The organism is Fulvivirga imtechensis AK7 (genome assembly GCF_000331535.1).
Taxonomy (GTDB): Bacteria; Bacteroidota; Bacteroidia; order Cytophagales; family Cyclobacteriaceae; genus Fulvivirga; species Fulvivirga imtechensis.
In genome coordinates, this window is the sequence record NZ_AMZN01000010.1 from 19,126 (window position 1) to 44,440 (window position 25,315).

The window sequence follows — 25,315 nt, forward strand, 5'->3', positions numbered from 1 at the left end:
TTCGTTTAATTTTTATTGCCATTTTCCGATTCTGAGTTGTCGTCATCCTTATGCACAAGCCGATCGTATTCTTCGATAGAATGTACATACTCTTCGGATAAAGGCTCGTGGTCCTGATCCTTTATTAAATTGCGGCCTTCGGTTATTTTTCCAAATATGAAGTATAACCCAGGGATGATGACCACTCCGAAAATTGTCCCGATCAGCATGCCTCCTAAAGAAGATGAGCCGATTGTTTTATTTCCAATGGCACCTGCTCCCGAGGAAAGCACTAAAGGGATTAATCCGGCTATAAACGCAAATGAAGTCATCAATATTGGTCTGAACCTGACCCTGGCCCCCTCTATGGCTGCTTCAAACACCGAGGCGCCTTGTCTGTGTTTCTGAACAGCAAACTCTACGATAAGCACGGCATTTTTTCCCAACAAGCCTACCAGCATGATCATACCCACCTGGGCATAAACATCATTGGCCAGCCCCATCAATTTTAAAAGCAGGAATGAACCAAATATTCCCACAGGAAGTGATAAGATCACTGCCAAAGGCATGATGAAGCTCTCGTACTGTGCGGCTAACACCAAATAGACGAAGATGAGTACGACAACAAAAATGAACAAGGCCTCGTTTCCGCGGCTCGCCTCATCATAAGACAGATCTTCCCATGCTATATCATAACCTGTGGGTAATGTAGCTTGCGCCACTTCCCTAATGGCTCTAATTGCATCTCCGGTAGTATAACCTTCGGCCGGAAGGCCTCTGATTGAAGCTGAGTTATACAAATTATACCGGGTGATTTCGTTAGGCCCTTGCTTTTTAAGCAGTTTCATGAAGGAAGAGTAGGGTACCATTTCACCCGCTTCATTTTTCACAAACAGGTCGTTGAGGTCGGATGGGAATCTTCGATATTCCGGCCCTGACTGTACATACACCTTAAAAAACCGGCCAAACCGAATAAAGCCCTGTTCGTAGGTACTGCCTATCAGGATGTTGAGGTTTTCCATAGCCCTGCCAATACTCACACCCTTTTGCATAGCCACCTGGTTATCGATCTTTAGTTCATACTGAGGATAGTTGGCAGCAAAAAATGTAAATAATCCTGTCAACTCTTTTCGCTCCCTCAGCGCATCCATAAATTCATTGTTGATTCTCTCAAACTCTTGATAATCGGTGGAATTTGTCTTATCCAGCATACGCAGGGAAAAACCACCTGAAGAGCCAAAGCCGGGAACAGCCGGAGGCTCAAAATATTCCACCACCGCTCCAAGATCCCTGGTTTTATGCTCCAGTTCCTCCATTATTTCATGAACAGTGTGCTTTCGCTCCGACCAGTTTTTCAGGTTGATCAGACAAGTACCCGCATTTGATCCCCTACCTTCTGTCATGATCTCATATCCGGCCAGCGCCGAAACCGACTCAATACCTTCTACTTTTTCACAGATCTGCTGAAGCTCCAGGGCTACATGATTGGTTCTTTCAAGTGTTGCTCCCGGAGGGGTTTGAATAATAGCGTAAATAACCCCCTGATCTTCATTAGGAATAAACCCGGATGGCAGTAACTGGTTTTCTACGAAAATCCCTGCCCCAAAAAGCAGGAGTATGACCAAAGTGAGCGCCCTGCGGTTTACAATTAATTTCAGTAAACCGACATATTTCCCTGTAAGCCGGTCAAAGCCATTGTTAAAGCCCGCCATGAACCGGCTAAACACTGTCTTTTTCTTAGATTTTCCATGGTTGTTTTTCAACAGAATGGCACATAATACCGGGGTTAGTGTAAGCGCTACGAGTCCTGATATAACAATGGAACTAGCCATTGTAATTGAAAACTGCCTGTAAAAAACACCCACAGGGCCCGACATAAATGCTATCGGGATAAATACAGCCGCCATTACCAGGGTAATAGCCAGAATAGCGCCACTGATCTCTCCCATAACAGCCCTCACGGCTTTATAAGGCGACATATTACTTTCTTCCATCCTGGCATGTACCGCTTCAACCACTACAATGGCATTATCAACTACAATACCAATAGCCAGCACCAGGGCGAACAGGGTGATCAGGTTGATAGACAGTCCAAAAAGCTGCATCACAAAAAATGCACCTACCAGGGATACAGGTACAGCCAAAATCGGTATCAGTGTAGAACGCCAGTCGCCCAGAAATAAAAATACCACCAGGGCTACCAGTATAAATGCATCTCTAAAAGTATGCATCACCTGCTCAAATGATGCATCCAGGAATTGTGATACGTCATAACTTATCTTGTAGTCCATACCGGGAGGAAAGACTTCCTCCATTTCTTTCAGCTTTGCTTTTACTTCTTTGATCACGGTTGAAGCATTACTGCCAACGGTTTGCTTCAAAACAATAGAGGCAGCCGGATGTCCATCCAGGTTGGAATAGATATCAAAGAATTCACTGCCCAACTCTACTGTAGCTATATCTTTCAGGCGAATGAGTTGCCCTTCTCCATTGGCTCGAATAATGATGTTTTCGTACTGCTCGGGTTTGTTATACCGTTCCTGATAAGTAAGCACATACTCCAGAGACTGAGCCTGCTTACCTGAACTTTGCCCTAACCTACCCGGCCTTCCTATAATACTCTGTTCCATCATGGCTTCCATCACATCTTCAGCCGAGATCTTATACGCTCTCATTCGATCCGGCTTTAGCCACACTCTCATGGCATATTGACGGCTTCCCAGTATTTGTGCCCTTGCAATTCCCTTTGTACGTTCTATCTCCGGGATAATATTAACATTGGCATAGTTGTACAAAAATTTCTCGTCAGCATCCTTATCCTGGCTGTAGAGGTTTACATACATCAACATGCTAGGTTGGATAGGAGTAATAACCACTCCTTCGCGTTGCACAAGGGGTGGGAGTAATGGCATTACCTGATCAACCCTGGTTTTTACTCTGACTACGGCCTGGTTAGGATCGGTGCCCGGTTCAAAGACCACCCTAATGGTAGCCTCTCCGGCACTGGTAGCATCGGATGATATGTATCGCATGCCCTGAGCTCCATTGATAGCTCTTTCAAGAGGAATAAGTGTGGAGTTAACCAAAACCTCAGCGCTCGATCCGGGATATGCAATGAATATATTTACAGTAGTTGGGGCTATCTGGGGAAACTGTGATATTGGCAAATAATTAATCGCCAACCCTCCTGTGAAAAGTAGAACAACCGAGATGACAATAGCCAATACGGGTCTGTGAATTATTCTGCTCAAATTCATATCTTCTTTATTTTTAGGTGGAAAGAACTACTCAGCATGAAGTTGATGAAGCTGAGAGATGGCGCCTTCGGGTTCTAAAAATTCGTAGACAATCTTCTGCCCTTCTTTCACTTTTCGCAGACCTTCTAATAGAATATTATCTGTTTCTCTAAGTCCTCTCTTCACCTCATAGAGGTGTGTCAGTTCAGCTCCGATCTTAATTTCCCTGGACCTAAGGATATCATTTTCATCAACCACAAAAACATACTTCTTGTCTAATACTTCAAAAGTGGCTTTCTGTGGAATAAGAAGTGCATTTGGCAGTGGTGTTTCAATTAATATGTTCCCTGTTTCTCCATGCCTAAGCAGGCCATCAGGATTTGGGAATGTAGCTCTGAAGGCAATATTTCCCGTTTCATTATTGAAGTCAGCCTCTATGGTGGTAACCTTTCCTACATGATCGAATAGCTTATTGTTGGCCATTAACAACCTGGCATTTGCCACACTATCCTTCCTAACTTTACTTTTATAGTCAAGGTATTCTGCCTCGGGTACATTAAAATAGACCCACATTTCATGATTGTCAGATAGTGTAGTAAGGAGCTCCCCTTCTTCCACAAGACTCCCAAGCCTTACATGAAAATGATCCATAATACCATCAAAAGGCGCCTTGACCTTAGTAAAATCAAGATGCACCTGCTCCAGTAAAACCTCCGCCTTGGCTTTATCTAACTTTGCCTTAGCCAAAGCCAGTTCATTAGGAGCAACAACATTCTTTTCGGCAAGCTGTTTGGTGTTTTCATATTCGATCTGCGCATAGCTGGCTTCCGCTTGTGCTTTTTTCAACTGTGCCTCATATAGCCTCGGCATAATTTGAAACATCAACTGGCCTTTTTTTACAAACTGGCCCTCGTCTACATAAATATTTTCCAAATACCCCCGTTCCAGCGCTCGCATTTCTATATGCTGAGAACTATGGACCTGGCATACATAGTCTTTGGTAATTGATGTGTCCTTTTTTACCGGGTTTGTAACTAAAAATTTGGTCTCAGACCCATGTTCTTCCTTATGTGACTGGCAGGCTGTAATGCACAATACCGCGCAGAACCCCACCAGTATGATATTTCTTTTCATACTATTGTTAATTGTCTAAAAAAATTTTAGGTGCTTAAATGCTAAAAGTTATTGGAGGTTGTCTTTGCGGTAATGGGTGTGTCTGATGCTCCGGTTGGGATATGGGAACGAAAGCTTGACTTGTTTTGCTTCACGTCTGCCCAAAAACCCGGTAGCAGCATTCCATATGTCAACTCAGATCTCCTGTTGGAGTATTGAGGCGATCAAAAACAAACAAAGGACAACCCAATCAGAAAAGAAAGCTTTTCCAGGAGTGGAAAAGCACATAAAGGGGAATAAATAGTTTGGTATAAGCAAATACCTGGTAATAAGACGATGCTATTGATACAGCTAATCTGGTCGGTATAAATGATTGGCCATCAAAGTATGAAAGATGCTTTTCGCCTGACTTTTCTTCAGTGTTATTATCGTCCTCACCTTCTTCTTTAGAGATCGGGGCTTCCGGTAGCTCTGGTAATCCCTGCTCATTGGTATGGGTGGTGTAGGCCATCAACACCTGAGAAGAATATTCACTACCTGAAGCATAAATATAAGGCTGCACCGAGGAACCGTCAGCCGCGGATAGATCGACACCCGTAACCGACAGCAGCAGGATTATAGCAAGCTTTAGTGCAATAAGGAGTGAAAAGTTTTTATCAGCAGTCGCCATTCTGGTAAAAGTAGTGGCAAAGATAGTTGCAAAACCAAAAAATCAAAATATGCGGCCTATCATTCGGTAAGAAATCCAAAGCCGATCTTATGCTGTTAATACGCCAAATAGCCATAAGGTAATAGCCCACCTCCATAAATATCATTCAGCAGGAAGGATAATTAAGAATGTTGTGCCCTCGTTGGGCTTGCTCAAGACTTCAATATGTCCTTTATGATTTTCTATGATCCTTTTACACAATGCAAGACCAACACCTGCTCCACGTTCTGAATGGTCCAGACGCTGGAAAAGCTTAAAAGCCTGGTCAGAGTACCGGCTGTCAAACCCTTGCCCATTATCTTTAAATGTGAATTTAATGTACTTGCCATTGGCTGAAAGATTGGGATATTTTCTTATCTCCTCATTTGCCAAAGTTTCCGCTTCAATCTCGATCACAGGGTCTCTGTCAGTGAATTTCAGGGCATTGCTGAGAAGATTCGAAAAGAGTTGATGGATCTGGATGGGGATTCCCTTTACTGTGGGGAGATTAGTGTATATAATGTCTGCCCCCTTCTCTCTGATAAGCAGGTCAAAGTCCTCTCTAACATTGCGTAGGGTTTTGCTAAGATCTACAGTAGCAAACAGCTCTTCATGCCGGGAAAGCTTGGAGTACTCCAAAACACCCTTGATGAGCATCACCATTCGCTGCGCTGAGGAATTTATTTTTGACAGGTTTCTTTTTGCTGCTTCCTTATCATCGATATTCCTCTCTGCAAGCTCACTGAAAATTTGTATTTTACGCAGTGGCTCCTGCAAATCATGTGACGCAACAAAGGCAAACTCTTCCAACTGCCTGTTCCTGATCTCTATGTCACGCAGGTATTTCTTCATTTTGTCTTCTGCCTGCTTCCTTTCAGTAAGGTCGCGTGTCACCTTGGAGAAACCTATGATGTTATTTTCATCGTCATGCAAGGCTGTGATTACAATGCTTCCCCAAAACGTACTGCCATCCTTTCTTACGCGCCAGCCTTCGTGAATTGCCCTGCCATCATTTTTAGCCATTTCAATAAGCTGCTCCGGAAACTTCTTATCACGATCCTGCTGCCTGTAGAATATCCTGAAGTTCTTGCCAATAATCTCATCCTCCGAATACCCTTTGATCTGCTGAGCGCCTTTGTTCCAGTTAGAAATATTTCCATCGGTATCCAGCAGGATAATGGCGTAATCCTGTACTTCTTCAATCATCTTATGGTAGCGCTCCTCACTCTTCTTTAGGGTCAGTGTACGCTCTTCGACTATCTTCTCTAATGATTCCGTCAGAGACTTATATTTTTTTTCATTCTTCCGAAGGATCTGCTCCCTTTCTCGCTTTTCAGAAATATCCACCAACATATTGATAGCCCCGGTCATCTTCCCCGCTGGGTCCAGCAGTGGTTTGGGGTGAGGCAGCACATTCATACGAACGCCATCCGGCCGCTCAATGACAATCTCATAGCCCAGAACATCGCGTTTTTCTTTTAAGGCTATTGCCATGGGACAATCCCCTAAAGACATTGGAACACCGCCTGTATCATAGATTTTCCATGATCCGCACCACAAGTCCTTCCCTAACACCGGAGTGCGGCCCCAAAGTTTGACAGCCGCCTCGTTAAAAAAGGTAATGCGGCCCTGCATATCACAGGCATAGATCGCAACGGGTAATTGTTCGATAAGGGACCAATCTCCTGTTTCATGCATGCTTAGGGCAGTTAGGTCAGCTTTACCGGAAGAGCGAGTATTTAATTTATGATGCATGTTGGTTTTATTTCATGGTTAAATAAAGATACAAAATGCAGCGTTTAAATGCAGTTTTACCTCTCAAAACCAAGTAGAAATGGCATTTCCTGCCCATCAAAAATTGCAAACAAGAGTTCTGACAGGTAGCTGATGCTAGCCGGTTTCACCAAATAGTGTGTAGCGCCCAATTGTCTGGTTTCTTCTATGTCATTTTCATAGGATGACGTGGAATAAATGATTACAGGCACCTGCAAAAGACGGGAATTCTCCCTGATCTTCTTTAGGCAATTCTTACCTGATAACTTGGGCATATTGAGATCCAGAAATATAAAATCAGGAAGAAACGCCTGGTCTTTACTCAACTTCTCCAAAGCTTCAACCCCGTTTTTTGCTGTAGTACACTTGTATGAATGATTGATGTCATGCAAAGCCAAAGCAAAAATTTCCCGATCATCGGGATCATCGTCAACCAGGAAGCAATTCAGAATTTGACTCATATTCAAACAGCTTTAGTAGCTACAAGGGTTAATACAACAAACTATTTAAAATAATTCAGCACAGTGTAAATTCTGAAATATAAGAACAATAATAAGAATATAAATAAAATATAACTACATAAATAGCTATTGTTTTGTGTTTAAACAACATATCATGCGTATCCAAATATTAGAAAGGTATTTTGTAAAATAACATCAGTTGGATATAAAAGGATAAAAATAGGCGGTCATTCTGAAAGGAGGAAGAATCTTACTAAGTGGCAAAAGTACCCTTGAACTTAGTAAGATCCCTCATTTCCCGGAGAGAGTGCCCGGGTCAGGCAGAATGATCTTAAAAAGAGTTTTTGCCTGTTTTCTGATTATACATACCTTTAATTGGTTCTCTTGTGTCAAACTCGGGTTAAACTATCGGAGACTTAAAAGTAGCCTGGCCTAAAAGTTAACTTACTGGCAACTGTTACTCCGTAATACCCCTGATGCTCAAAGGGAATACGAAGAATTCGAGAAAATGCTGGTGAACGCTACCGACATGGCGGGCATAACTGTCCAGACTGATCCACAGTTCCAACCTGTATTTTTCGTCCAGTTGGTCGAGCACCTCATACACTTTTTCGACTTCTTCTTTCAACATTTGTTCCTGGGGTTCACCCATGGGGCAGTACATTTGTATCATCCGTTCAAGCTCCTCTTCGAATATTTTTTCCACCTCTTTGTAATATGGGTGCAGTATAGGTGGAGAGGTAAAAGTTCTCAGATGAGACAATTCAATGGCATCGGCCTTTTCTTTTCGATCGATGCCCCCATCTGAGCAGGCTGCCAGCATCGAAACCAGCGCAGGCGCTCTGAGCAAAAGCATTCTGTCCTCATGAGATAGTTTTTCAAGTTGCTTTTCCATAGTAGACCAGTTTTGGTGAAAGGTGTGTAATATTAAACAAAGAGTCTAAAATGAATGTTCCATCCTTTCGATTCTAAGAACCACCAAGCTTAGAGGTAAGCCCGGGACAGGTGCGATGACGGCTAGAGTTTTCTTAGAGATACTACTTATTGACCTGATTACAAATTCAACACTTCAGCGCTGCTTTACTAAACTTCCAAAAATTTGGTAAAGCTGAACTGCTCAGAAGCACAGACAGGCAAACTAGTGTTAAGTTAAGCATACTTTAGCCATACCAAGCTTTGTTCTTTTTGTCCCATGCTGCCTTAAAAAATACTTACGTAGCTATGGCTATGCTCATATTTTTTGCGTTGCCTGGAACAAAAATAACTGCAACTTATACGGCACAGTACACTTAACTCAACACTAGTGTCTCTAAGAAAACGTCAATGTCTGCGCTACGCGTGTCCCAAAAATGCTTTTCCCGACAACTGTAACAACTGTACGGGACTCCGCTTTTTTGGACTTCATCCCGCTCTTTAGCGAGAACGTTTTCTTAAAGCCACTTAGAGTTTTCTTACAAACACAAATTAGCTTTCCTGGTCCTCAGAGGCTTAGGAAAGCATTTTAACATTTGTTCCCAATAACATTGATTGATTTGTCTAATGATGATGATGACCGCCCTCCCCTTTTTTCATTTCGGAGTAAAGGTAATAGGCTCCTTTAGTAACAAACTGCGATCCGTGGGGAAGGTCGGCTATTTGCTTTATCTGAACATACCCCTGATCCTTTATACCAGTGCCCACCGGAACCCTGCGAAAAGTAATTCCATGATCTTCTACGGCTTCACTATGACCTTCTGCATGGTGATGTTCCTCATTTTCATGTTCTTCTATGTCTTTTACTAAAACAAATACATACGACTGCCCCTGGTCGTTTACAATTGATTCTTCCGGTAGAGCAGCCATGTGCTCATCTCCTGAATATATCTTCGCCTCCACATACAGTCCTCTTAGAAATTCGTGATGCTCCTCTTCAATATGCCCATGCACCTTTACGGTCTTACTGTCGCGGTCAAAGGATTTACCTATAAGAAAAACACTTCCTCTATATCTTTCCTCTCCTAAGCCTGGCACCGTAAAAAGTATGAGTTGCCCGATTTTTATTTTATTGATATCCTGCTCAAATACATTAAGTTCAAGATGCATATGATCAGTATCTACCAGTTCATAGATCTCCTCCTGTGATTGTACAAATGCTCCGTTGTGAACATTAAGCGCTGTGATATAGCCACTTAATGGCGCCCGGATTGCAATGGAGCCGGAGATCTCCCCTGCTGCAATACTTTTCGGTGACAAGCCCATGTATTGCAACTGTTTTTCAAGGGCCTTCTTACGGGTCAATGCACTTTTGTACGCTACACTGGCAGCCTGAAACTGCTTTTTGGCTGTGACCTGAGCTGAATCCAATTGTCTCTGGCGTTCATATTCCGACTCCAGATACTCCAGATTGTTTATTACGTTCAGGTATTCCTCCTGAAGCTTGATATAGTCCATATGCTCTAATACAGCCAAGACTGCTCCTTTCTTAACATAATCACCCACGAGGTAATTGACTTTTTTTACAAACCCATCCATAGGAGCTGAAACAGCCGCTATATTTTGCGGAGGAAGGTCCAGGATCCCGTTTGTTTTCACGAAACCGGAGATGTTGAGCGTATCCAAAGTACTGTATTGAAGATCAGCATTGGCCAGTTGTATTTCGGTTAACGATACCATACCTTCTTCTCGGTGGGTTTCTGCTCCGTGCTCCTCGTGTGCATCACCACCATGATCATGTTCATCTTCTGCCGGTCTGCCGGACTCTCCGCAACCAAATAATAATATGGTCGCGACCACGTATTTCAAACTATTTTTTATAGCTAGTGTCTCTAAGAAAGCGCCAATGTCTACGTTACGCTTGTCCCAAAAATGCTCACGTACCTCAGTACGCTCAGCTTTTTGGCACTTCACAAGCCTTGACCTTGACGTTTTCTTAAAGACACTTAAAGTTTTCTTACAAGCACTAGCTAAATCCATTATTACTAAATATTTTTATCGATTTGTCTGTTGGTTATAATCTTCCAGAAATTGACCCGTAAGGCTCTTAAATTCAATGATCGCCAGGTTATACTGGTAAACACTGTTCAGGTAGTCCTCACGCAGCGTCAGGGCCTGCCCCAGGTTTTGGATAAATGCTATATAATCGACCTCACCCGCTTTATACCCGAACTCCGCTGTCCGTATCTGTTCTTCGGCAAGCTGCAGCCCCTCCTCTTCATAAAATTTTAAAGACGCCCGGGCTTTTTCCAAACTGGCTATGGCAGATGCCAGTTGCCGATTCTGCTCTTGCATCTGCATCTGGTACTCTCTCTCTGCAATAGACTGCTGAATACGAGCAGCCTGAGTCTTTCCTTTTTGGGCGAAAAAAAGGAGGGGAACGTTCAGCCCTATCCGGTATTGATAAAAACCTTCCTGGCCGTTAATGGTTTGGTCGCTATATCCTAATGAAATGCCGGGAAGAAACTGAGACCGCTCCATTTTTACTGCTGCATCCGCCACCTTCTGATTCTGAGTGTAGTACTCCAGAACAGGATTATCAGGCTGCACACCATCGGCAGTTCTTGCACTACTCTGAAATTTGTACAGGCCTGCGGGAGGTGAGATAACACTATCAATATTAAGCCAGGTACTCAAATTCTGACTTGCTGCTGTATAGTCGGCTGAGGCCTGTTCGAACATAACTGCTACCTTCTTTGCCTGGCTGGTTGCAGACAGCAGCTCCAGCTTACCTGTGGCTCCGGTTTCAAATCTCAATCGAGCCGCAGCCTCAAAATTCCGAAAGATGCTATCCTGTTGACGTATTAGCTGTAGTTTGCTTACCGCCAGTAACCAGCTATTGTAAGCTCGACTAACTTCAGCGATCAATGTATTGGCAGAAATATTTCGATATTTCTCACTCCTGGTCACCAATTCCTGTTGATAATGGTGCTTTTGAATATAAGTAGTGGGAAAGTCGATATTTTGTTGGACCCCAAAAGAAGATACTCCTTCAATATCATCTCCATTGGTTTCCTCACGCTGATGAAAAATACTGGTTCTTTCAAAATCAAAAGCCGTTTTCTCCAGCGCCTTTTGTTGTTCTACCTGTAAGTCTGCTTTCTGCAGTGAGGGGTGGCTCTTTAGCGTCAGGTCAATGGCCTGCTCCAGGGTCAGGAATGTACTATCCTCCTTTTCCTGGGCTATCAGCATACCCGTTTTCCCAGTCACAAACATAAAAACCACCAATATAATCGCTGTTTTAGGCTTAAATGATATACCTTTTTCCAAATAGTAGTAAAGAACAGGCAGCACCACCAACGTCAATAATGTAGCTGTTATCAGCCCACCAATCACAACAGTGGCTAAGGGCCGCTGTACCTCTGCTCCCGCGGAAGTGGAAAGCGCCATAGGCAAAAATCCCAGTGAAGCCACAGAAGCTGTCATGATCACAGGGCGTAAGCGAATAGATGTTCCTTTCATAATACGTTCATTCAGATCCTTTACCCCTTCTGCTTTAAGGGCATTAAATTCGGAGATCAATACGATGCCGTTGAGTACAGCTACGCCAAATAAAGCGATAAATCCTACACCTGCGGAGATACTAAAAGGCATATCACGCAGCCACAACGCCAGCACTCCACCTATGGCAGACATCGGTACCGCTGTAAATATCAATAGTGCCTGGTTCATCGATCCGAAAGTAAAAAACAAAAGCACCAGAATAAGAAGCAGGGCAGCCGGCACCGCAACGGACAGCCTTTCCCTGGCTTTTATCAGATTCTCAAACTGACCTCCATAGGTAATGTAATAACCCGGTGGCAATTCGAGCTGTTTGCCCAGCACCTGCTGAATGTCTTCCACCACGCTCTCGGTGTCTCTGTTACGGGTATTTACCCCGAGTACGATCCTGCGTTTGGCATCATCACGGGAAATTTGTGCCGGAGCCTCCTTTAAAGAGACACGGGCTATTTCCTTTAAAGGCACCTGTTCCCCGGAAGGAAGTGGAATATACATGGCTTCCACATTACCGATATCTTTCCTGAACCCTTCCTGAAAACGTACTACCAGGTCAAATCTCCTTTCTCCTTCAAACACCACCCCGGCAGTACCTCCGGCAAAAGCTGTATTGATAGCTCTATTAACATCTTCTACGGACAGCCCATACTGCGCCATTTTATTTCTCTTATAGTTGATCTGGATTTGTGGCAAGCCGGTTAGCTGCTCTACCACCGTACCCCCGACACCTTCAATCCGGCTGATCAGCTCATTGGCTTCATTGCCCTTCCGAAACAGGAGATCCAGGTCTTCACCATAGATCTTTACCGCAATATCCTGCCTGACCCCGGTGATCAGTTCATTGAATCGCATCTGGATGGGCTGGGTAAACTCGGTTGCAACACCTGGAATGGAATAGATAACCGCCTCCATCTTTTCAAACATCTCTTCTCTTGAAGAAGCGCTGACCCAATCTTTTTTATCTTTCATTACAATAATGATGTCTGCCAACTCCATAGGCATCGGGTCGGTCGGTATCTCTGATGTCCCGATCTTTGTTACTACTTCCTTCACCTCAGGAAATTCTTTCATCAGGGCGTCTTGTATTTTTTTAGATACCTCAATCATCTGCTGCAATGATGTACCTGTTGGCAATATTTGGTGTGATGCAATGTCTCCTTCATCCAGTGTAGGTATAAATTCTCCTCCCAATGTTGAAAATATCCAAATACTACCGGCAAAGAGCAGAACGGCTGCCATAATTACCAGTGGTTTGGCCCTTAAGGCAAACCCGATCACCGGACGGTAAAGCCGGTGGAAAAAATCCATGATCATGTCCGAGATATTCCTCTTGACCACAATCTTCTTTTTCATCACCAGAGCCGCCATCATGGGTACATAGGTCAGCGATAGGATGAACGCTCCCAGTATGGCAAAGCTCACCGTCTGAGCCATAGGCCTGAACATTTCACCTTCTATGCCTACCAATGCAAGAATGGGCAGATATACGATTAAAATGATGATCTCTCCGAAAGCTGCAGATTTCCTGATATGGCTGGCAGCCTTCCCTACCTGGATGTCCATTTGCTGCTGACTCAATCGTTGGCCATTGAAGGTGCCATAGATACGGTGTACAATAGCCTCTACAATAATCACCGCCCCATCGACTATTATCCCGAAATCAATAGCTCCGAGACTCATCAGGTTGGCCGAGACACCAAAGATGTTCATCATACCCAGGGCAAAAAGCATGGACAATGGTATGACAGAAGCCACCACAAGACCGGCACGCAGGTTGCCCAATAGCAATACCAGGATAAATATAACGATCAGCCCCCCTTCAACAAGGTTGGTAGTAACTGTGGTAATGGCACGGTCTATCAGCCTGGACCGGTCCAAAAACGGGTCGATGTAAAGGCCCTCCGGTAAACTTTCCTGAATTTGCTCCATGCGTGCTTTTACCGCTTGTGTTACACGATGCGAATTTTCACCTTTTAGCATGAGCACCAGCCCTCCCGCCGTTTCCCCCTCGCCATTCCTGGTAATAGCTCCAAAGCGTGGAGCATGGCCGAATTGTACCTTCGCCACATCTCTGATCAATACAGGGGTGCCCATAACATTCCTGATCAACACCTCTTTGATGTCGTCTAATGAATTGACCATCCCTTCTCCACGTATAAAGTAGGTTCTGCTGGACTTCTCGATATATGAGCCACCGGTATTCTGGTTGTTTCTGGCAATCGCACTGTAAACATCTTCCACAGTAAGGTGATAAGCGCGAAGCCTTTCAGGATCAATAGCCACTTCGTATTGCTTCAGATATCCTCCAAAGCTGCTGACTTCTGCTACTCCGGGTATACCGGTCAGTTGGCGTTTTACGATCCAGTCCTGGATTGTGCGAAGCTCCATCGGGGAATATGCTGTGTCGTATCCCTTCTCCTTTGCGATGGTATATTGATATATTTCGCTAAGGCCGGTAACCATGGGCGCCAACTGTGGGGAGCCAAAGCCTTCGGGGATGTCCTTTACAGCAGTCTGTATCTGCTCGTTTACTAACTGTCTGGCAAGGTAAGGGTCCACTTGTTTTTCAAAAACTATAGTGATCATCGAAAGTCCAAAGCGCGATATGGACCGGATCTCCTCCACATTAGGAATAAACGACATCGACACCTCCAACGGGTAGGTAATGAACTGCTCCACCTCTTGTGTAGCCAGATCAGGCGCCTGCGTAATTACCTGCACCTGATTATTGGTAATATCCGGCACGGCATCAAGAGGGATGCGCGTGAGGGAATACGCCCCCCAACTGATCAGGGCAACTACAAACAGCCCGATAACCAGTTTATTCTTTATAGAAAAACTAATAATTGAATCAAACATTCATTCAGGGTTAAATCAATAAACTTCAATTAAATTCAGACAGGAACAGACCTGTCCGGATAAAGTTATTGATCAAACCTGTGGCGGCTGAAAAAGAGAATCGGGAAAACGGGAGGATAAAAAAGATATATAAAAGTCTGATTTGACAGGCAACGTACTATCGAGCGCTCGCAGCTCAAAATGCTGATCACTTACATAAAAGATGGCAGTATTACAACATTGATCATTCGAGTGGAAGGGCAGCTTGTCATGATCTGCATTGTCGTGATGTTGATCGGAATCCACATGCTCGCTGGCATATTCCTGTACCAAAAACTTCCAGAATGATCCTCCACTACAAGCCTTGTGCTCCTCGTAGTGTTCAAATAGCACGGGCAATTTTTGTAGCTCACAACATAGATCCATAGTAGGCGCCAGCCCTCTGATCAGGAATAAAACCAGCAATGATATGGAAAAGAAGCGCTTCATTTCGCTGCAAAGCTAACGAAAAATGACGTGCAATGGTATTGCATGTTTGGCTACATTTCCATTTTATAATAAAAAGGATCTGAAATGTTCTAAAAATCTTCTTCGATAAGCTCTTTATTTAAAGCGGCACCAGCCATACTCCCTGCAGCAATAGCCCCACTAACCGAGCGAAAGGGATTGGTGTTGTCACCAGCGGCAAATACACCAGGCACAGATGTTTTTTGGAGTTGATCCACCTCAATATAGCCACCCTCGTTGAGCCGGCAACTCAATAGTTGTGGTATTTGCAAATGCTGCTCAAAGGCCAGACGGGTATAAAGAGCTTCCAATGGAATGCCAGTCCCATCATCAAAGACAAGTTTCGAAAGATGGCCTTTTTTATGAATTATTTCTACCAACCTGCTTTGGACTATTGCTATGTTATGGCTTTTCAATGTTAACTCCTGCTCATTTGTTAATGTAGAAATACCATTGGTAAATAATGTCAGCTCGGGTGTCCAGTGGTGTATCATTTTTGCAAATTCAAAGGCCATTTCTCCGTTAGCCAATACCCCGGTTTTTTTGCCTTTTACTTCATATCCATGGCAGTATGGGCAGTGTAATACCGATATACCCCAGCAATCTTCAAATCCGGAAACCTCAGGCATAATATCTTTGATACCATTGGCCAGAATGATCTTTCGAGAGGTTATAACTTTTCCATCACCCACCTGCACTTCAAACTCCGTTGTTTTCTTCTTTACAAACCTGACTTCGTCATTCATGATACCAACAGTATTGTAGAACAGCACTTGCTCCCGGGCACGATTAAGTAATGCGGCAGGTTTTTCACCATCCATAGTGATCACGTTATGAGAAGCGGGCGTTTGCCTGTTACAGGGTTTTCCACTGTCAATGATCAGCACGTCTCTCAAAGACCTTCCAAGGGTCATGGCTGCGGACAAGCCTGCAAAACTGCCCCCGATAATTACAACATCGTAGTGTGGATCGGTCATATTATATTTTTTAAATGCAACATTGTTGCAAATATATAAACCTTCACTTTGAACGCAACAATACTGCAAGTAATATTAACGTGAGTTGGATATAAAATGCCTAAAAATAGGCTGTCATCCTATCCCGAAGGCTTTAAGGCTTTCGGGAGAAGGATCTTCCTAAGTTGTGAATAAGTACCCTTGTACTTAGTAAGATTCTTCATTCTTCCCCGAGGCAAGTTAGGCAAGTTCGGAACAGGCAGAATGACCTTAAACAGAGAGTTTTGAGTCAATTTTCCTGATATGCATACCTTTAACCGGTTTTGTTATATCGAACTCACATTAATATTATCCTGATTCAGGCGTCATACGGCTCATACCCGTCACGTGCCCGGAGCTACTCACGAATATATCGCACCTTCAGCTATTGTTCGTGCTGCTTCAAGGTCCGCCTTTACACTATCTATCTTCATACCTATTGTCAACAGCGCTGTTTTACCCAACGGCAGGCGCAAAGGTGGGACTTCACTATCTACCAACCGGTAGATAGCCTGAGCGGCTTTTTGCGGGTCTCCCTCCTGCTTGCCGTTCACTCCTTTCAGCTTCATGCGAAATGCTCCGGCCGTTTCATTATAATCTTCAATCACACGCACTGCGGTACCCAGTGAATCGCCTGCAAACCTTGTCCGAAAAGGTCCTGGCTCCACTATTGTAACTTTGATGCCCAAGGGGGCTACCTCCTGGGCAAGCGCTTCGCTAAATCCCTCAACCGCAAATTTGCTGGCATTATAGATGCCAAAACCTGCGAAGGCCTTCACTCCCCCATGTGAAGATATCTGTACAATATGACCACTTCTTTGAGCCCTCATAAGCGGCAGTACCTCCTGAGTAAGCTTTAATGTACCAAAAAAATTAGCTTCAAAAATAGCCCTTACCTCATCCATCGAAGTTTCTTCTACAGCCCCAACCATACCAACACCTGCATTATTGACCAGTACATCCACACGGTGAAACATTGCTCTGATCGCGGCCGTCATTTTCCGTATTTGATCTGGCTGGGTGACGTCTAACTGATATGAAAATCCTTTGTTTTGAAAGTTTGCATTAAACTCCTCCACCTGAGATGCTTTCCTGAATGTGCCTATAACAAAATCGCCTTTTTCCATAACAGCTTGGGCAATAGCCTTGCCCAAACCGCTGGATATACCTGTTATCAACCAGATTTTTCTCATAATTCTTTCGCTTTTGTTAGTTCGATGTTTATGTCCAGTTCCACCTCATTGCCCACCAACAGACCACCTGCAGCCAGGGTACCGTTCCAGTCGAGACCCCAGTCTGTACGATCGATAGCACCGGTTACTTTAAATCCGGCTTTTATATTTCCGAATGGGTCAGTCACTGTGCCGCGGTACAGTACATCGAGTATTATTTGTTTCGTTACCCCATGCATGGTGAAATCACCGGTAAGCTTATATTTATTTTTCCCTACCGGCTTCAATGAACGGCTCTTGAAGGTAATCGAGGGATATTTGGCTACATCAAAAAAATCTGATGATCTCAAGTGTGTATCCCGCTGCTCATTTTCCGTATCAATACTGTTTACATCAATGGAAAAGTCAATTTTTGCATCCGAAAAATCGGTCTTATCCGATAACACAATCCCATCGAATTTATTGAACTTTCCCTCTGTCTCAGAGATACCGAAATGTGAAATGGCAAAACCTACCTTAGCATGTGAGGCGTCATAGAACCATTTTGTAGTTTGTGCATTGACTGCGCCATGTAGCAGCGTAATGAAAATGCTGCCTGTTATGAGGCGGAAATATCTCTGAAACGCTGCCTTACAGAAGTTTGTAGTTTGAGTTTTCATTTGTAAAATCGCTTTAAGTAATTAATAAAATTGACTTTACAAAGGTCTGCCAGTTTGTGCCGTGGAAAAATGAACTGGATTAGGAAAGGCACTTGAACTAGTTCAACTTGTCCTGAAGATGGGATGGCCAGAGAAATGGGAAGAGACTCATAGGACACAGAGAACTCTCCGGCAAAAGGCACAAGTGACACTATCGCTTAACACTTGCGCCAGGTGCAGAAGCTCAGAGGTAGCAGGGAATTCTCCTCAAAATTTCTTTAGAGAATTCTCTGCTTGTTCTAGCGGTTAGATTTTCTGTTTACTATTCCCGGATCACCCGCTTATTACCGATTACCTGGCCATTGGCTTCTACCTGGTATAGATATATCCCTGGTTTTACTTTTCCACTATCTTTCAGTGTCAACTCATACCAACCCGGATCAAGGCCGCCAACATACTGACTAATGACTGTCCTGCCTTCGCTATTAATCAGCTTTAGTGTAACATCACCTTTCTGTTTCAGGTTGATTTTAATATTCAGCCTATCACTGAAAGGATTTGGATATGCCAGATCACCGGCCTCCACCGAACTCGACTGAAGCATTTGCATGTCACAATCCCTGACATACTCCCATGGATCGCCAGCAGTTGGAACATTTCCCTGCGACCACCATTTATTGCGATAGATTTTGTTTTCATAAACCACCTCAGTACCTGAAGCGGCATACACCTTTTGTGGCTGCCAGGCCTCACCACAAGGGTCTGTTTCACCATTGCAATTCTTAATAAATTCCCACACATCGGCCTCCCCAGGCACCTCTCCCTGTGTCCACCATTTGTTTTGGTACAGCTTGCCATTGTACTGCACCACATTACCTCCAGAGGCATAAGTAGTGCCTGCATCCCACTGAGGTGCATCGCAGGTACTGGTCTGCAACCTGACCTCAAATGCCGCCTCTGAAATTGTGGTTGAGCCTTCGTTATCGGTAGCTTCTACTTTGAAGACGTAACTTCCTTCTGCTGTAGGTGTCCAGAGGGCATAGTACTCATCTCCTGCTGTACTTACATTCAAAAGCTGTCCATCGATGCTCAGCACCACATTTTGCACACTCGTGTCATCTGTAACGGAAGCGCTAAGTCTTATTTCACTGAATTCGCTCTGCTCAATGACCTGACCATCAGCAGGGCTTAACATGCTCACCACCGGAGGCTGGTTGCCGATTTCATTAATAATGTAAACCTTGATGATCTTCGATGAAGTGGCCTGGTCATTATCCTCTGCAGTAACTTTCAGGGTCAACTCACCATACTGCTGCGGTGTGAACTGCGCTTCATATAAATTCCCGTTGAGCGCTCCGCTTAGTGTTGCACCTGCTGCCTCGAAAGAAACACCAGCTATGGTGCCATCTGCATCTGACGCTGACGCCTGCAGGGTAATTGGAGTAAATGTTTCCATTACTATGGTGTCCGTATCTACCGGAGCCACCCAGCTAACATTCGGGTGCTTGTTGATATCCGTATTACCGGCTGCCTCATTAATGGCCTTCATAATGCTGCCTTCCGATTCGAAAGGAACATCCTGAGTAAGCTCCCATATGATCAACCCCTGATGGCCGTAGTCACGGGAGTACTCCAGCTTTTCACCTGCCAGTTTGGGGGTGTTGAAGTAAATATTTTTACCATTAGCCGCCACATTTCCCAATAACATACGACTGTCCAGCGGATCGTAGCTGGTGGGGGCATTAGGGAATTCGTTGACAATATCCTTGTAAGGCACATAAGTAAATCCATTGCCGACCGGCTTCCTTTGTGAGAAGTCGTAGCCATACATAGGTACTCCTATGGCAAGTTTACTTTTCGGCACAGAAAAACCTCCGTCATGATTCCACGCGGGCTCTGCCAGTCCCATCCAATATTCCAGTGCATCCTGAGCGCTGTAGATTGGGTTATTGGCCGATTGACCAGGGTAAGTGCTTAACGGCACTTTGTAGAGTGATGAATGCGGCCCTTTGGGGGACTCATTCCATGAACCTGTAAAGTCATAAGTCATCAGGCCGAGCCAGTCGAGGTAATCTACCAGTTTGTCGTCATAGTTGTTACCATACCAGGAGGTGCCGAACACAGCCGCTGAAAGCAACTTATCAGGATCTTTTTCCCTCAGCTTCTGCGCCAGCCTCGTAAGACCAATAGCTGCCTGATGCGGACCCTGGTCGCTATCTCCCCACTTACTGCCCCGAACACGACCACCCTGATCACTGGTACCTGAGATTGAAGCATCGGCCCACCAGCATTCCATATCCAGGTCCACACCATCTAATCCTCTGGCATCGAGGTAATTGAGGATGAGGTCGGCAATTTCTTCCAGCTTTTGGTCATTGTTATAATATCTGTCCATAAGCCATAGGAAGGCAAAGTCCGTGGCCCCTCCCAGTGCTACAGACACTGTTACTCCTGCCTGTTTGGATTTTTCATACACCCCCAGGTCAAATAAAACAGAATCAACTTTATATTCCTGGGTGGCATCGAAAGCAATAGAGGCAAAATTGCTGCTGTTGTAGTCATTGTTGTTTTGTTTAAACATCAAAAACGATACATTCAAATGCGTAACTACCTCCGGATTAAATTCATTGGCAATGTCGTAGCCCTGTACCCAGGTGGGCAGGTATCCGATAATACGTTGCGGTCCATCATAGTCCGGCCCGAGGCCTCCGTCCCCACAGGCCCCCATGTTCTGCCAGCTTCCATCGCTGCCAGGCGTACTGCTGGTCCAGTATTTCGCCTCATAGTTAATACCGTTATAAGAAACCTGATCTCCCTGCACATGTTGAGGGTTATCAGGATCCCAGGGTGAAGCACAATCCGGGAAATTGTATTGGGCATGACTGAAGACTGTGCCCAATAGAAGAAGAAAAATGGTACAAATAGTTGGTTTCATAGGAGTAAATTTTAGTTGAACAAATAGATCTGCTGCTATAGACTTATTTTTGACATAGATCGACCGTCTACAAGAATTTAAATGCAAAGCATTTCCCTCATTACCTGGATGGTATTGGTAAGTGTCGCTGTGATTGTCTACGGGTGATCTCGATTTAATCAGGCTTCTAAAGCCTCTGCTCCGAAATGATAGAATGCCAGTCGGGAGGAAATTGAATTGGTTGGTAGTTGGTACTCATAATTGGTTGGTTTTAGGTTGAAGTAATGAAATAATGCAGTTAAATAGAGTTGCAAACACTCCGTCTATCCGGCATTAAAACAAGGGCATATTACCTAAACACCGATATTTCTCCTAATTTTTTAGCTGTATGGGGTGTAGTTGTAGCTGAATGGTGTGGCCGTTTACAGTTCTCTGGTTCTCAGTTCACAGTTTCTTCACAAAAAATTAGAGGCCTGGTGCTTAAGGCTAGTGGCTCTGTTAGGGTTTACCGGCCAATTGGGCTCTGATCTTGCTTAAGAATTCGGCTGACATGCCCAGGTAGGAAGCTACTACTTTTTGCGGTACACGCTGTACAATGCCGGGATACTGTTCCAGAAATTCAAGATACCGTTCTTCGGCCGTTTTGCTAATATTAGACAGGGCCCGCTTCCGGGAATAGGCAAATGCCCGCTCTGTGGTAATCCTGAAATATTCACTCATGTTGTGACTTCTTGCACACAAGCCTTCAATGTCGTCATACTTCATTTGAAAGATGACGGAATCTTCCAACGCTTCTACAAAAAGTGTTGCTGGTGTTTGGGTGATGTAGCTATAAAAGTCACTCACAAACCAATCGTCTATCGCGATCTGAACAGTATGATCTTTTCCATCATTATCGACAAAAAACGAACGAAATGCTCCCCTTACCACATAGTTGCGATAGCCACTGACGAAGCCCGGCTGGTCAAGGAATTGCCGCTTTTTCATCCTCGTGGTTCTGATAATCGATATCAACTCCTGCTCTTCTTCCGGAAGCAGGGTCACAAAGCGCCTGATGTTATTGAGTATGGTATCGTGATTATTCAATTTGCTGTATTATTGATCCCTAAGATATGAAATTTACATTTTTTCACCTTTCACCAGCAACGTCCATTTTATCGATTCCTCTTTCAGGTGCATAAACTTCAACCTATCTTCATCCCCCATAAAACTTTCCAGATCATTTTCAGATGCAAAAGAGACAAAATGGATCTCATAGGGCTGTTCCTCTTCTGTGACAACGAAGCTATCGGTACCCGGCCGCAAGCGATAAATGAGTCTGCCGTTATACTTTTTCATCAGAGGTATGGCCAGCTCTTCAAATTGATGAAAAACCTCCTCTTTGCCGGGTTTTATAAATATGAACTGAGTAATGTAGATCATGAGATGATACTAAAAATGCTCACGTACCCCAGTACGCTCCGCTTTTTGGCACTTCACAAGCCTTGACCTTAACGTTTTCTTAAAGCCACTTAGAGTTTCTTACAAACACTACTTAACTCTTTTCTGCGCAAACAATTAATGTCTCCACCCTCATTTTTTCCCCATTAATTTCCTGCTCCGGCTCCTTTTTCTCCAGTATTTCACATATGTTGAACCCGATTCCCAGCAACAAATCGGCAAGCTCTTTTTTGTTAAACATATTGAACCCGTACTTCACAAACGGGTAAAGCTTCATAACAGACTTTGGTCTTATCGCAATGAACACTTTCCCACCTGGCTTTAGTACTCTTTTTATCTCCGATAATACCTGCTCCTGATCCTCCCAAAAGTAAATGGTATTGACTGTAAATACTTTGCTAAACATGGCGTTATCAAAAGGCAAATTCCGAGCGTCACCCATTAGAAACTGAGCTTGTCCTTTGTTTATGAATCCGCTATTTCGTTTGCACGCCTCCCTGACCATGGCTTCGGAAAAATCAAGGCCGGTATATCTGATCGAGGGATCTGTTGAAAGTATGTCCTTCACAAAAAAGCCATTTCCCATGCCAATTTCTAGAATATTGTCATTGGCAGTCAATTGAAGTGCAGCAATCGTATTTATATTGATATGCAGGTTTCCGTCATTCATTTTCTCGCCCACCTCCACGGCATGCTCTCCCGAAGGCTGGCGAAGCTGTCCGGCTATACTCTTAAGTGTAGACTCATCCATATTATCTGCCGGTTTTTCTTTTTTAGAAGATTTGTACTAAGGGATGTATTCCAGAGCCAGACTGAAATAATTGCCACCCGGTTTACATGTTTGCTCCGAAGTACTTCATACGTTGTTTTCAAATAATCTGTTTCAAGGATCGTTCGGTTTTCGATAAACATAGATCGCAGCAATAACAAAGATATTTATCCATTGTTTTCTTAATGTTCTGCTTTTAGCGGTTGCTGTAAGGCAGAATTTGACTTTTTCATGAAGTAATGAGATATGGGAAATTTTGATCACCTGATCCATGAGTTTGAGTTGCCGCTTTCCAACCCGGTACTTATCTTTTCATTGATCCTTTTTATCATTCTGTTAGCCCCGATACTTCTAAAAAAGCTCAGGCTGCCTGGTATTATCGGTTTGATTATTTCCGGAGTCGTTATTGGCCCACATGGACTCAATGTACTTGAACAGAATGATGCCATCACCTTATTTTCGACAGTAGGTTTGCTCTACATTATGTTCATCGCTGGTATAGAACTGGATATGTTTGAATTTAAGAGAAACAGGCACAAGAGCTTAGGTTTTGGCTTTTTCACTTTTATTTTTCCGCTGGCCCTGGGCATACCTATTTGCTATTACCTGTTAGACTATGGTTTTACCGCCAGCATACTCATCTCCAGTATGTTTGCCACACATACACTTGTAGCATACCCTATAGCTACGAAGTTCGGTATTTCGAAAGACCAGGCGGTGGCCATTACAGTTGGCGGCACCATACTTACCGACACGGCGGTGCTGATCATACTGGCAGTGATCACCGGGTCTGCCAATGGCGGATTAACACCGGAATTCTGGGTTAGCCTGAGTATTTCCCTGGCTATTTTTTTGCTTATTGTCTTTCTTATTTTGCCCAGAATAGCTACCTGGTTTTTCACCAATCTGCAGGAAGACAGGATATCTCACTATGTGCTGGTGCTGTCTTTGGTATTCTTTGCCGCATTTCTTGCTGAAGCTGCCGGGGTGGAAGCCATTATCGGAGCTTTTATGGCGGGGCTGGCATTAAACAGGCTTATTCCACATACATCTGCTTTAATGAACAGGATCGAGTTTGTAGGGAATGCCATTTTTATTCCTTTCTTCCTGATCAATGTCGGCATGTTGGTGGACCTGAGTATACTGTTCCGCGGGCCTGATGCCATCATTATTGCTCTCACTCTGTCTGCTGTAGCCCTGGCAGGCAAGTATATTGCGGCATTTGTTACTCAAAAAACATTTAGGTACAGTGCTCATCAGCGTCAATTGATCTTTGGGCTGAGCAGTGCACATGCAGCAGCTACATTAGCAGTAATATTGGTGGGTTACCGGGCCGGTATCATTGATGAAAATATTCTCAACGGCACTATAATCCTCATCCTGATCACCTGTATCGTAGCCTCATTTGTTACTGAACATGCTGCAAAAAAAGTAGCCAGGGACCATGATAACCTGGAGAGCCTGGAGACCGAAGCTCCTCCACAAGAGGAAAATGTACTGATCCCTATTGCTAATTTCAAGAATCTTGAGCCCTTGGTAGATCTGGCTGTTCTTTTCAAACCGAAAAAACGTTCGTTCACTATCCATATACTCACCGTAGTGAAATACGACAGCGAGGCGGAAGTAAACATGCAAAAAGTAAAGCGTAAGCTAGATTACTTCGTGCAGTACCTGTCTGCCACAGATACAACCCTGAACCCTGTGGTTACATTTGATGTGAATACAGCCGAAGGAATTATAAGGAAGTCACGGGAGGTAATGGCCGAAATTTTCATTATGGGATGGCCACAGAAGCGGACATTCCTGAGCCGGATCTTCAGCCAGATCACTGAAACCATCATCAGTTCCACTGACAAAACCATTCTGTTTTGTAATATCAGAAGACCTGTAAACACCACCAAAACCATAAAAGTGGTGTGTCCGCCAAATGCTGAGCTTGAGCCTGGCTTTTATTACTGGCTCAATAAACTCCGGCTGCTTGCCGCACAACTACGCTCTGAAACTATTTTTTTCTGTAGTAAAAAAACACGAACCGGCATTTCATCAATCGTTAAAAAGTCGATCCCCCCGATAAAATATCATGCTTTTCCCGACCTGAGCGATTTCCTGGTTTTAGCCCGCGAGGTAAAAACCGATGATCTTCTTGTTGTGGTATCAGCACGAGAGGATAGCATTTCATACCATGGTGAATTAAGAAAAATGCCTGAGAAGCTCAATAAATATTTTAAAGATTATAACATGCTGCTGATATACCCGGGGTTAAAAGATGAAGTAGGCCAGAGTATTGTCCGGGAAAAACAAATGGTAACGGAAAGCTAAGCA

The 25,315-nt window shown here is 44.0% G+C and carries 17 protein-coding genes; 1 reads left to right on the forward strand and 16 read right to left on the reverse strand.

The window, feature by feature from the left end:
* Positions 1-5 precede the first annotated feature (5 nt).
* From C900_RS04030 to C900_RS04105, 16 genes are all read right to left on the reverse strand, one after another.
* The gene (locus C900_RS04030) at positions 6-3,236 is read right to left on the reverse strand and encodes an efflux RND transporter permease subunit (protein ID WP_040495582.1); all 3,231 of its coding nucleotides are present in this window, start codon (positions 3,234-3,236) and stop codon (positions 6-8) included.
* Between the two features lie 27 nt (positions 3,237-3,263).
* Positions 3,264-4,349: an efflux RND transporter periplasmic adaptor subunit gene (locus C900_RS04035; protein ID WP_009578334.1), complete on the reverse strand. Its 1,086-nt coding sequence runs from the start codon at positions 4,347-4,349 to the stop codon at positions 3,264-3,266.
* Between the two features lie 229 nt (positions 4,350-4,578).
* Positions 4,579-4,998, reverse strand: coding sequence for a hypothetical protein (locus C900_RS04040; protein ID WP_009578336.1), 420 nt, complete (start codon positions 4,996-4,998; stop codon positions 4,579-4,581).
* A gap of 141 nt (positions 4,999-5,139) precedes the next feature.
* On the reverse strand, positions 5,140-6,771 hold the full coding sequence (locus C900_RS04045; RefSeq protein WP_009578337.1) for a PAS domain S-box protein: 1,632 nt from the start codon (positions 6,769-6,771) through the stop codon (positions 5,140-5,142).
* 56 nt (positions 6,772-6,827) lie between these two features.
* Positions 6,828-7,250 carry a response regulator gene (locus C900_RS04050; RefSeq protein WP_009578338.1) on the reverse strand — a complete coding sequence of 141 codons (423 nt, stop codon included), beginning with the start codon at positions 7,248-7,250 and terminating at the stop codon, positions 6,828-6,830.
* A gap of 457 nt (positions 7,251-7,707) precedes the next feature.
* Positions 7,708-8,145: a hypothetical protein gene (locus tag C900_RS04055; RefSeq protein WP_009578339.1), complete on the reverse strand. Its 438-nt coding sequence runs from the start codon at positions 8,143-8,145 to the stop codon at positions 7,708-7,710.
* A 641-nt stretch (positions 8,146-8,786) separates the two neighbouring features.
* Positions 8,787-10,136 (reverse strand): efflux RND transporter periplasmic adaptor subunit, encoded by a 1,350-nt coding sequence (locus tag C900_RS04060; protein WP_245558398.1) that lies wholly within the window; start codon positions 10,134-10,136, stop codon positions 8,787-8,789.
* A gap of 81 nt (positions 10,137-10,217) precedes the next feature.
* Positions 10,218-14,579, reverse strand: coding sequence for a CusA/CzcA family heavy metal efflux RND transporter (locus C900_RS04065; RefSeq protein WP_009578341.1), 4,362 nt, complete (start codon positions 14,577-14,579; stop codon positions 10,218-10,220).
* Between the two features lie 72 nt (positions 14,580-14,651).
* The gene (locus tag C900_RS04070; RefSeq protein ID WP_009578342.1) at positions 14,652-15,047 is read right to left on the reverse strand and encodes a hypothetical protein; all 396 of its coding nucleotides are present in this window, start codon (positions 15,045-15,047) and stop codon (positions 14,652-14,654) included.
* Positions 15,048-15,136: 89 nt separating this feature from the next.
* Positions 15,137-16,042, reverse strand: a complete 906-nt coding sequence (locus tag C900_RS04075) for an NAD(P)/FAD-dependent oxidoreductase (RefSeq protein WP_009578343.1) — start codon at positions 16,040-16,042, stop codon at positions 15,137-15,139.
* Positions 16,043-16,422: 380 nt separating this feature from the next.
* Positions 16,423-17,253: an oxidoreductase gene (locus C900_RS04080; protein WP_009578344.1), complete on the reverse strand. Its 831-nt coding sequence runs from the start codon at positions 17,251-17,253 to the stop codon at positions 16,423-16,425.
* Positions 17,250-17,891 carry a YceI family protein gene (locus C900_RS04085; RefSeq protein WP_009578345.1) on the reverse strand — a complete coding sequence of 214 codons (642 nt, stop codon included), beginning with the start codon at positions 17,889-17,891 and terminating at the stop codon, positions 17,250-17,252. Before C900_RS04085 ends, C900_RS04080 begins: the two co-directional genes overlap by 4 nt.
* A 301-nt stretch (positions 17,892-18,192) precedes the next feature.
* On the reverse strand, positions 18,193-20,805 hold the full coding sequence (locus tag C900_RS04090; protein WP_009578346.1) for a glycosyl hydrolase family 18 protein: 2,613 nt from the start codon (positions 20,803-20,805) through the stop codon (positions 18,193-18,195).
* A 477-nt stretch (positions 20,806-21,282) separates the two neighbouring features.
* On the reverse strand, positions 21,283-21,870 hold the full coding sequence (locus tag C900_RS04095; RefSeq protein ID WP_040495584.1) for a Crp/Fnr family transcriptional regulator: 588 nt from the start codon (positions 21,868-21,870) through the stop codon (positions 21,283-21,285).
* Between the two features lie 33 nt (positions 21,871-21,903).
* Entirely contained in the window at positions 21,904-22,206 is a 303-nt protein-coding gene (locus tag C900_RS04100) for a hypothetical protein (protein ID WP_009578349.1), read from the reverse strand.
* A 112-nt stretch (positions 22,207-22,318) separates the two neighbouring features.
* On the reverse strand, positions 22,319-22,975 hold the full coding sequence (locus tag C900_RS04105) for a class I SAM-dependent methyltransferase (protein ID WP_009578350.1): 657 nt from the start codon (positions 22,973-22,975) through the stop codon (positions 22,319-22,321).
* Between the two features lie 264 nt (positions 22,976-23,239).
* On the opposite strand from C900_RS04105, the gene C900_RS04110 reads away from it, so the two are divergent.
* Complete coding sequence (locus C900_RS04110) at positions 23,240-25,312, forward strand: cation:proton antiporter (protein WP_009578351.1); 2,073 nt, start codon at positions 23,240-23,242, stop codon at positions 25,310-25,312.
* Positions 25,313-25,315 lie beyond the last annotated feature (3 nt).

What these genes read in the sequence shown, in the direction of transcription:
- C900_RS04030 (WP_040495582.1), bottom strand. Translation starts at nt 3,236, where the DNA reads ATGAATTTGAGCAGAATAATTCACAGACCCGTATTGGCTATTGTCATC.
- C900_RS04100 (WP_009578349.1), bottom strand. Translation starts at nt 22,206, where the DNA reads ATGATCTACATTACTCAGTTCATATTTATAAAACCCGGCAAAGAGGAG.
- C900_RS04090 (WP_009578346.1), bottom strand. Translation starts at nt 20,805, where the DNA reads ATGAAACCAACTATTTGTACCATTTTTCTTCTTCTATTGGGCACAGTC.
- C900_RS04040 (WP_009578336.1), bottom strand. Translation starts at nt 4,998, where the DNA reads ATGGCGACTGCTGATAAAAACTTTTCACTCCTTATTGCACTAAAGCTT.
- C900_RS04070 (WP_009578342.1), bottom strand. Translation starts at nt 15,047, where the DNA reads ATGAAGCGCTTCTTTTCCATATCATTGCTGGTTTTATTCCTGATCAGA.
- C900_RS04105 (WP_009578350.1), bottom strand. Translation starts at nt 22,975, where the DNA reads ATGGATGAGTCTACACTTAAGAGTATAGCCGGACAGCTTCGCCAGCCT.
- C900_RS04110 (WP_009578351.1), top strand. Translation starts at nt 23,240, where the DNA reads ATGGGAAATTTTGATCACCTGATCCATGAGTTTGAGTTGCCGCTTTCC.
- C900_RS04085 (WP_009578345.1), bottom strand. Translation starts at nt 17,891, where the DNA reads ATGAAAACTCAAACTACAAACTTCTGTAAGGCAGCGTTTCAGAGATAT.
- C900_RS04050 (WP_009578338.1), bottom strand. Translation starts at nt 7,250, where the DNA reads ATGAGTCAAATTCTGAATTGCTTCCTGGTTGACGATGATCCCGATGAT.
- C900_RS04075 (WP_009578343.1), bottom strand. Translation starts at nt 16,042, where the DNA reads ATGACCGATCCACACTACGATGTTGTAATTATCGGGGGCAGTTTTGCA.
- C900_RS04055 (WP_009578339.1), bottom strand. Translation starts at nt 8,145, where the DNA reads ATGGAAAAGCAACTTGAAAAACTATCTCATGAGGACAGAATGCTTTTG.
- C900_RS04035 (WP_009578334.1), bottom strand. Translation starts at nt 4,349, where the DNA reads ATGAAAAGAAATATCATACTGGTGGGGTTCTGCGCGGTATTGTGCATT.
- C900_RS04065 (WP_009578341.1), bottom strand. Translation starts at nt 14,579, where the DNA reads ATGTTTGATTCAATTATTAGTTTTTCTATAAAGAATAAACTGGTTATC.
- C900_RS04045 (WP_009578337.1), bottom strand. Translation starts at nt 6,771, where the DNA reads ATGCATCATAAATTAAATACTCGCTCTTCCGGTAAAGCTGACCTAACT.
- C900_RS04080 (WP_009578344.1), bottom strand. Translation starts at nt 17,253, where the DNA reads ATGAGAAAAATCTGGTTGATAACAGGTATATCCAGCGGTTTGGGCAAG.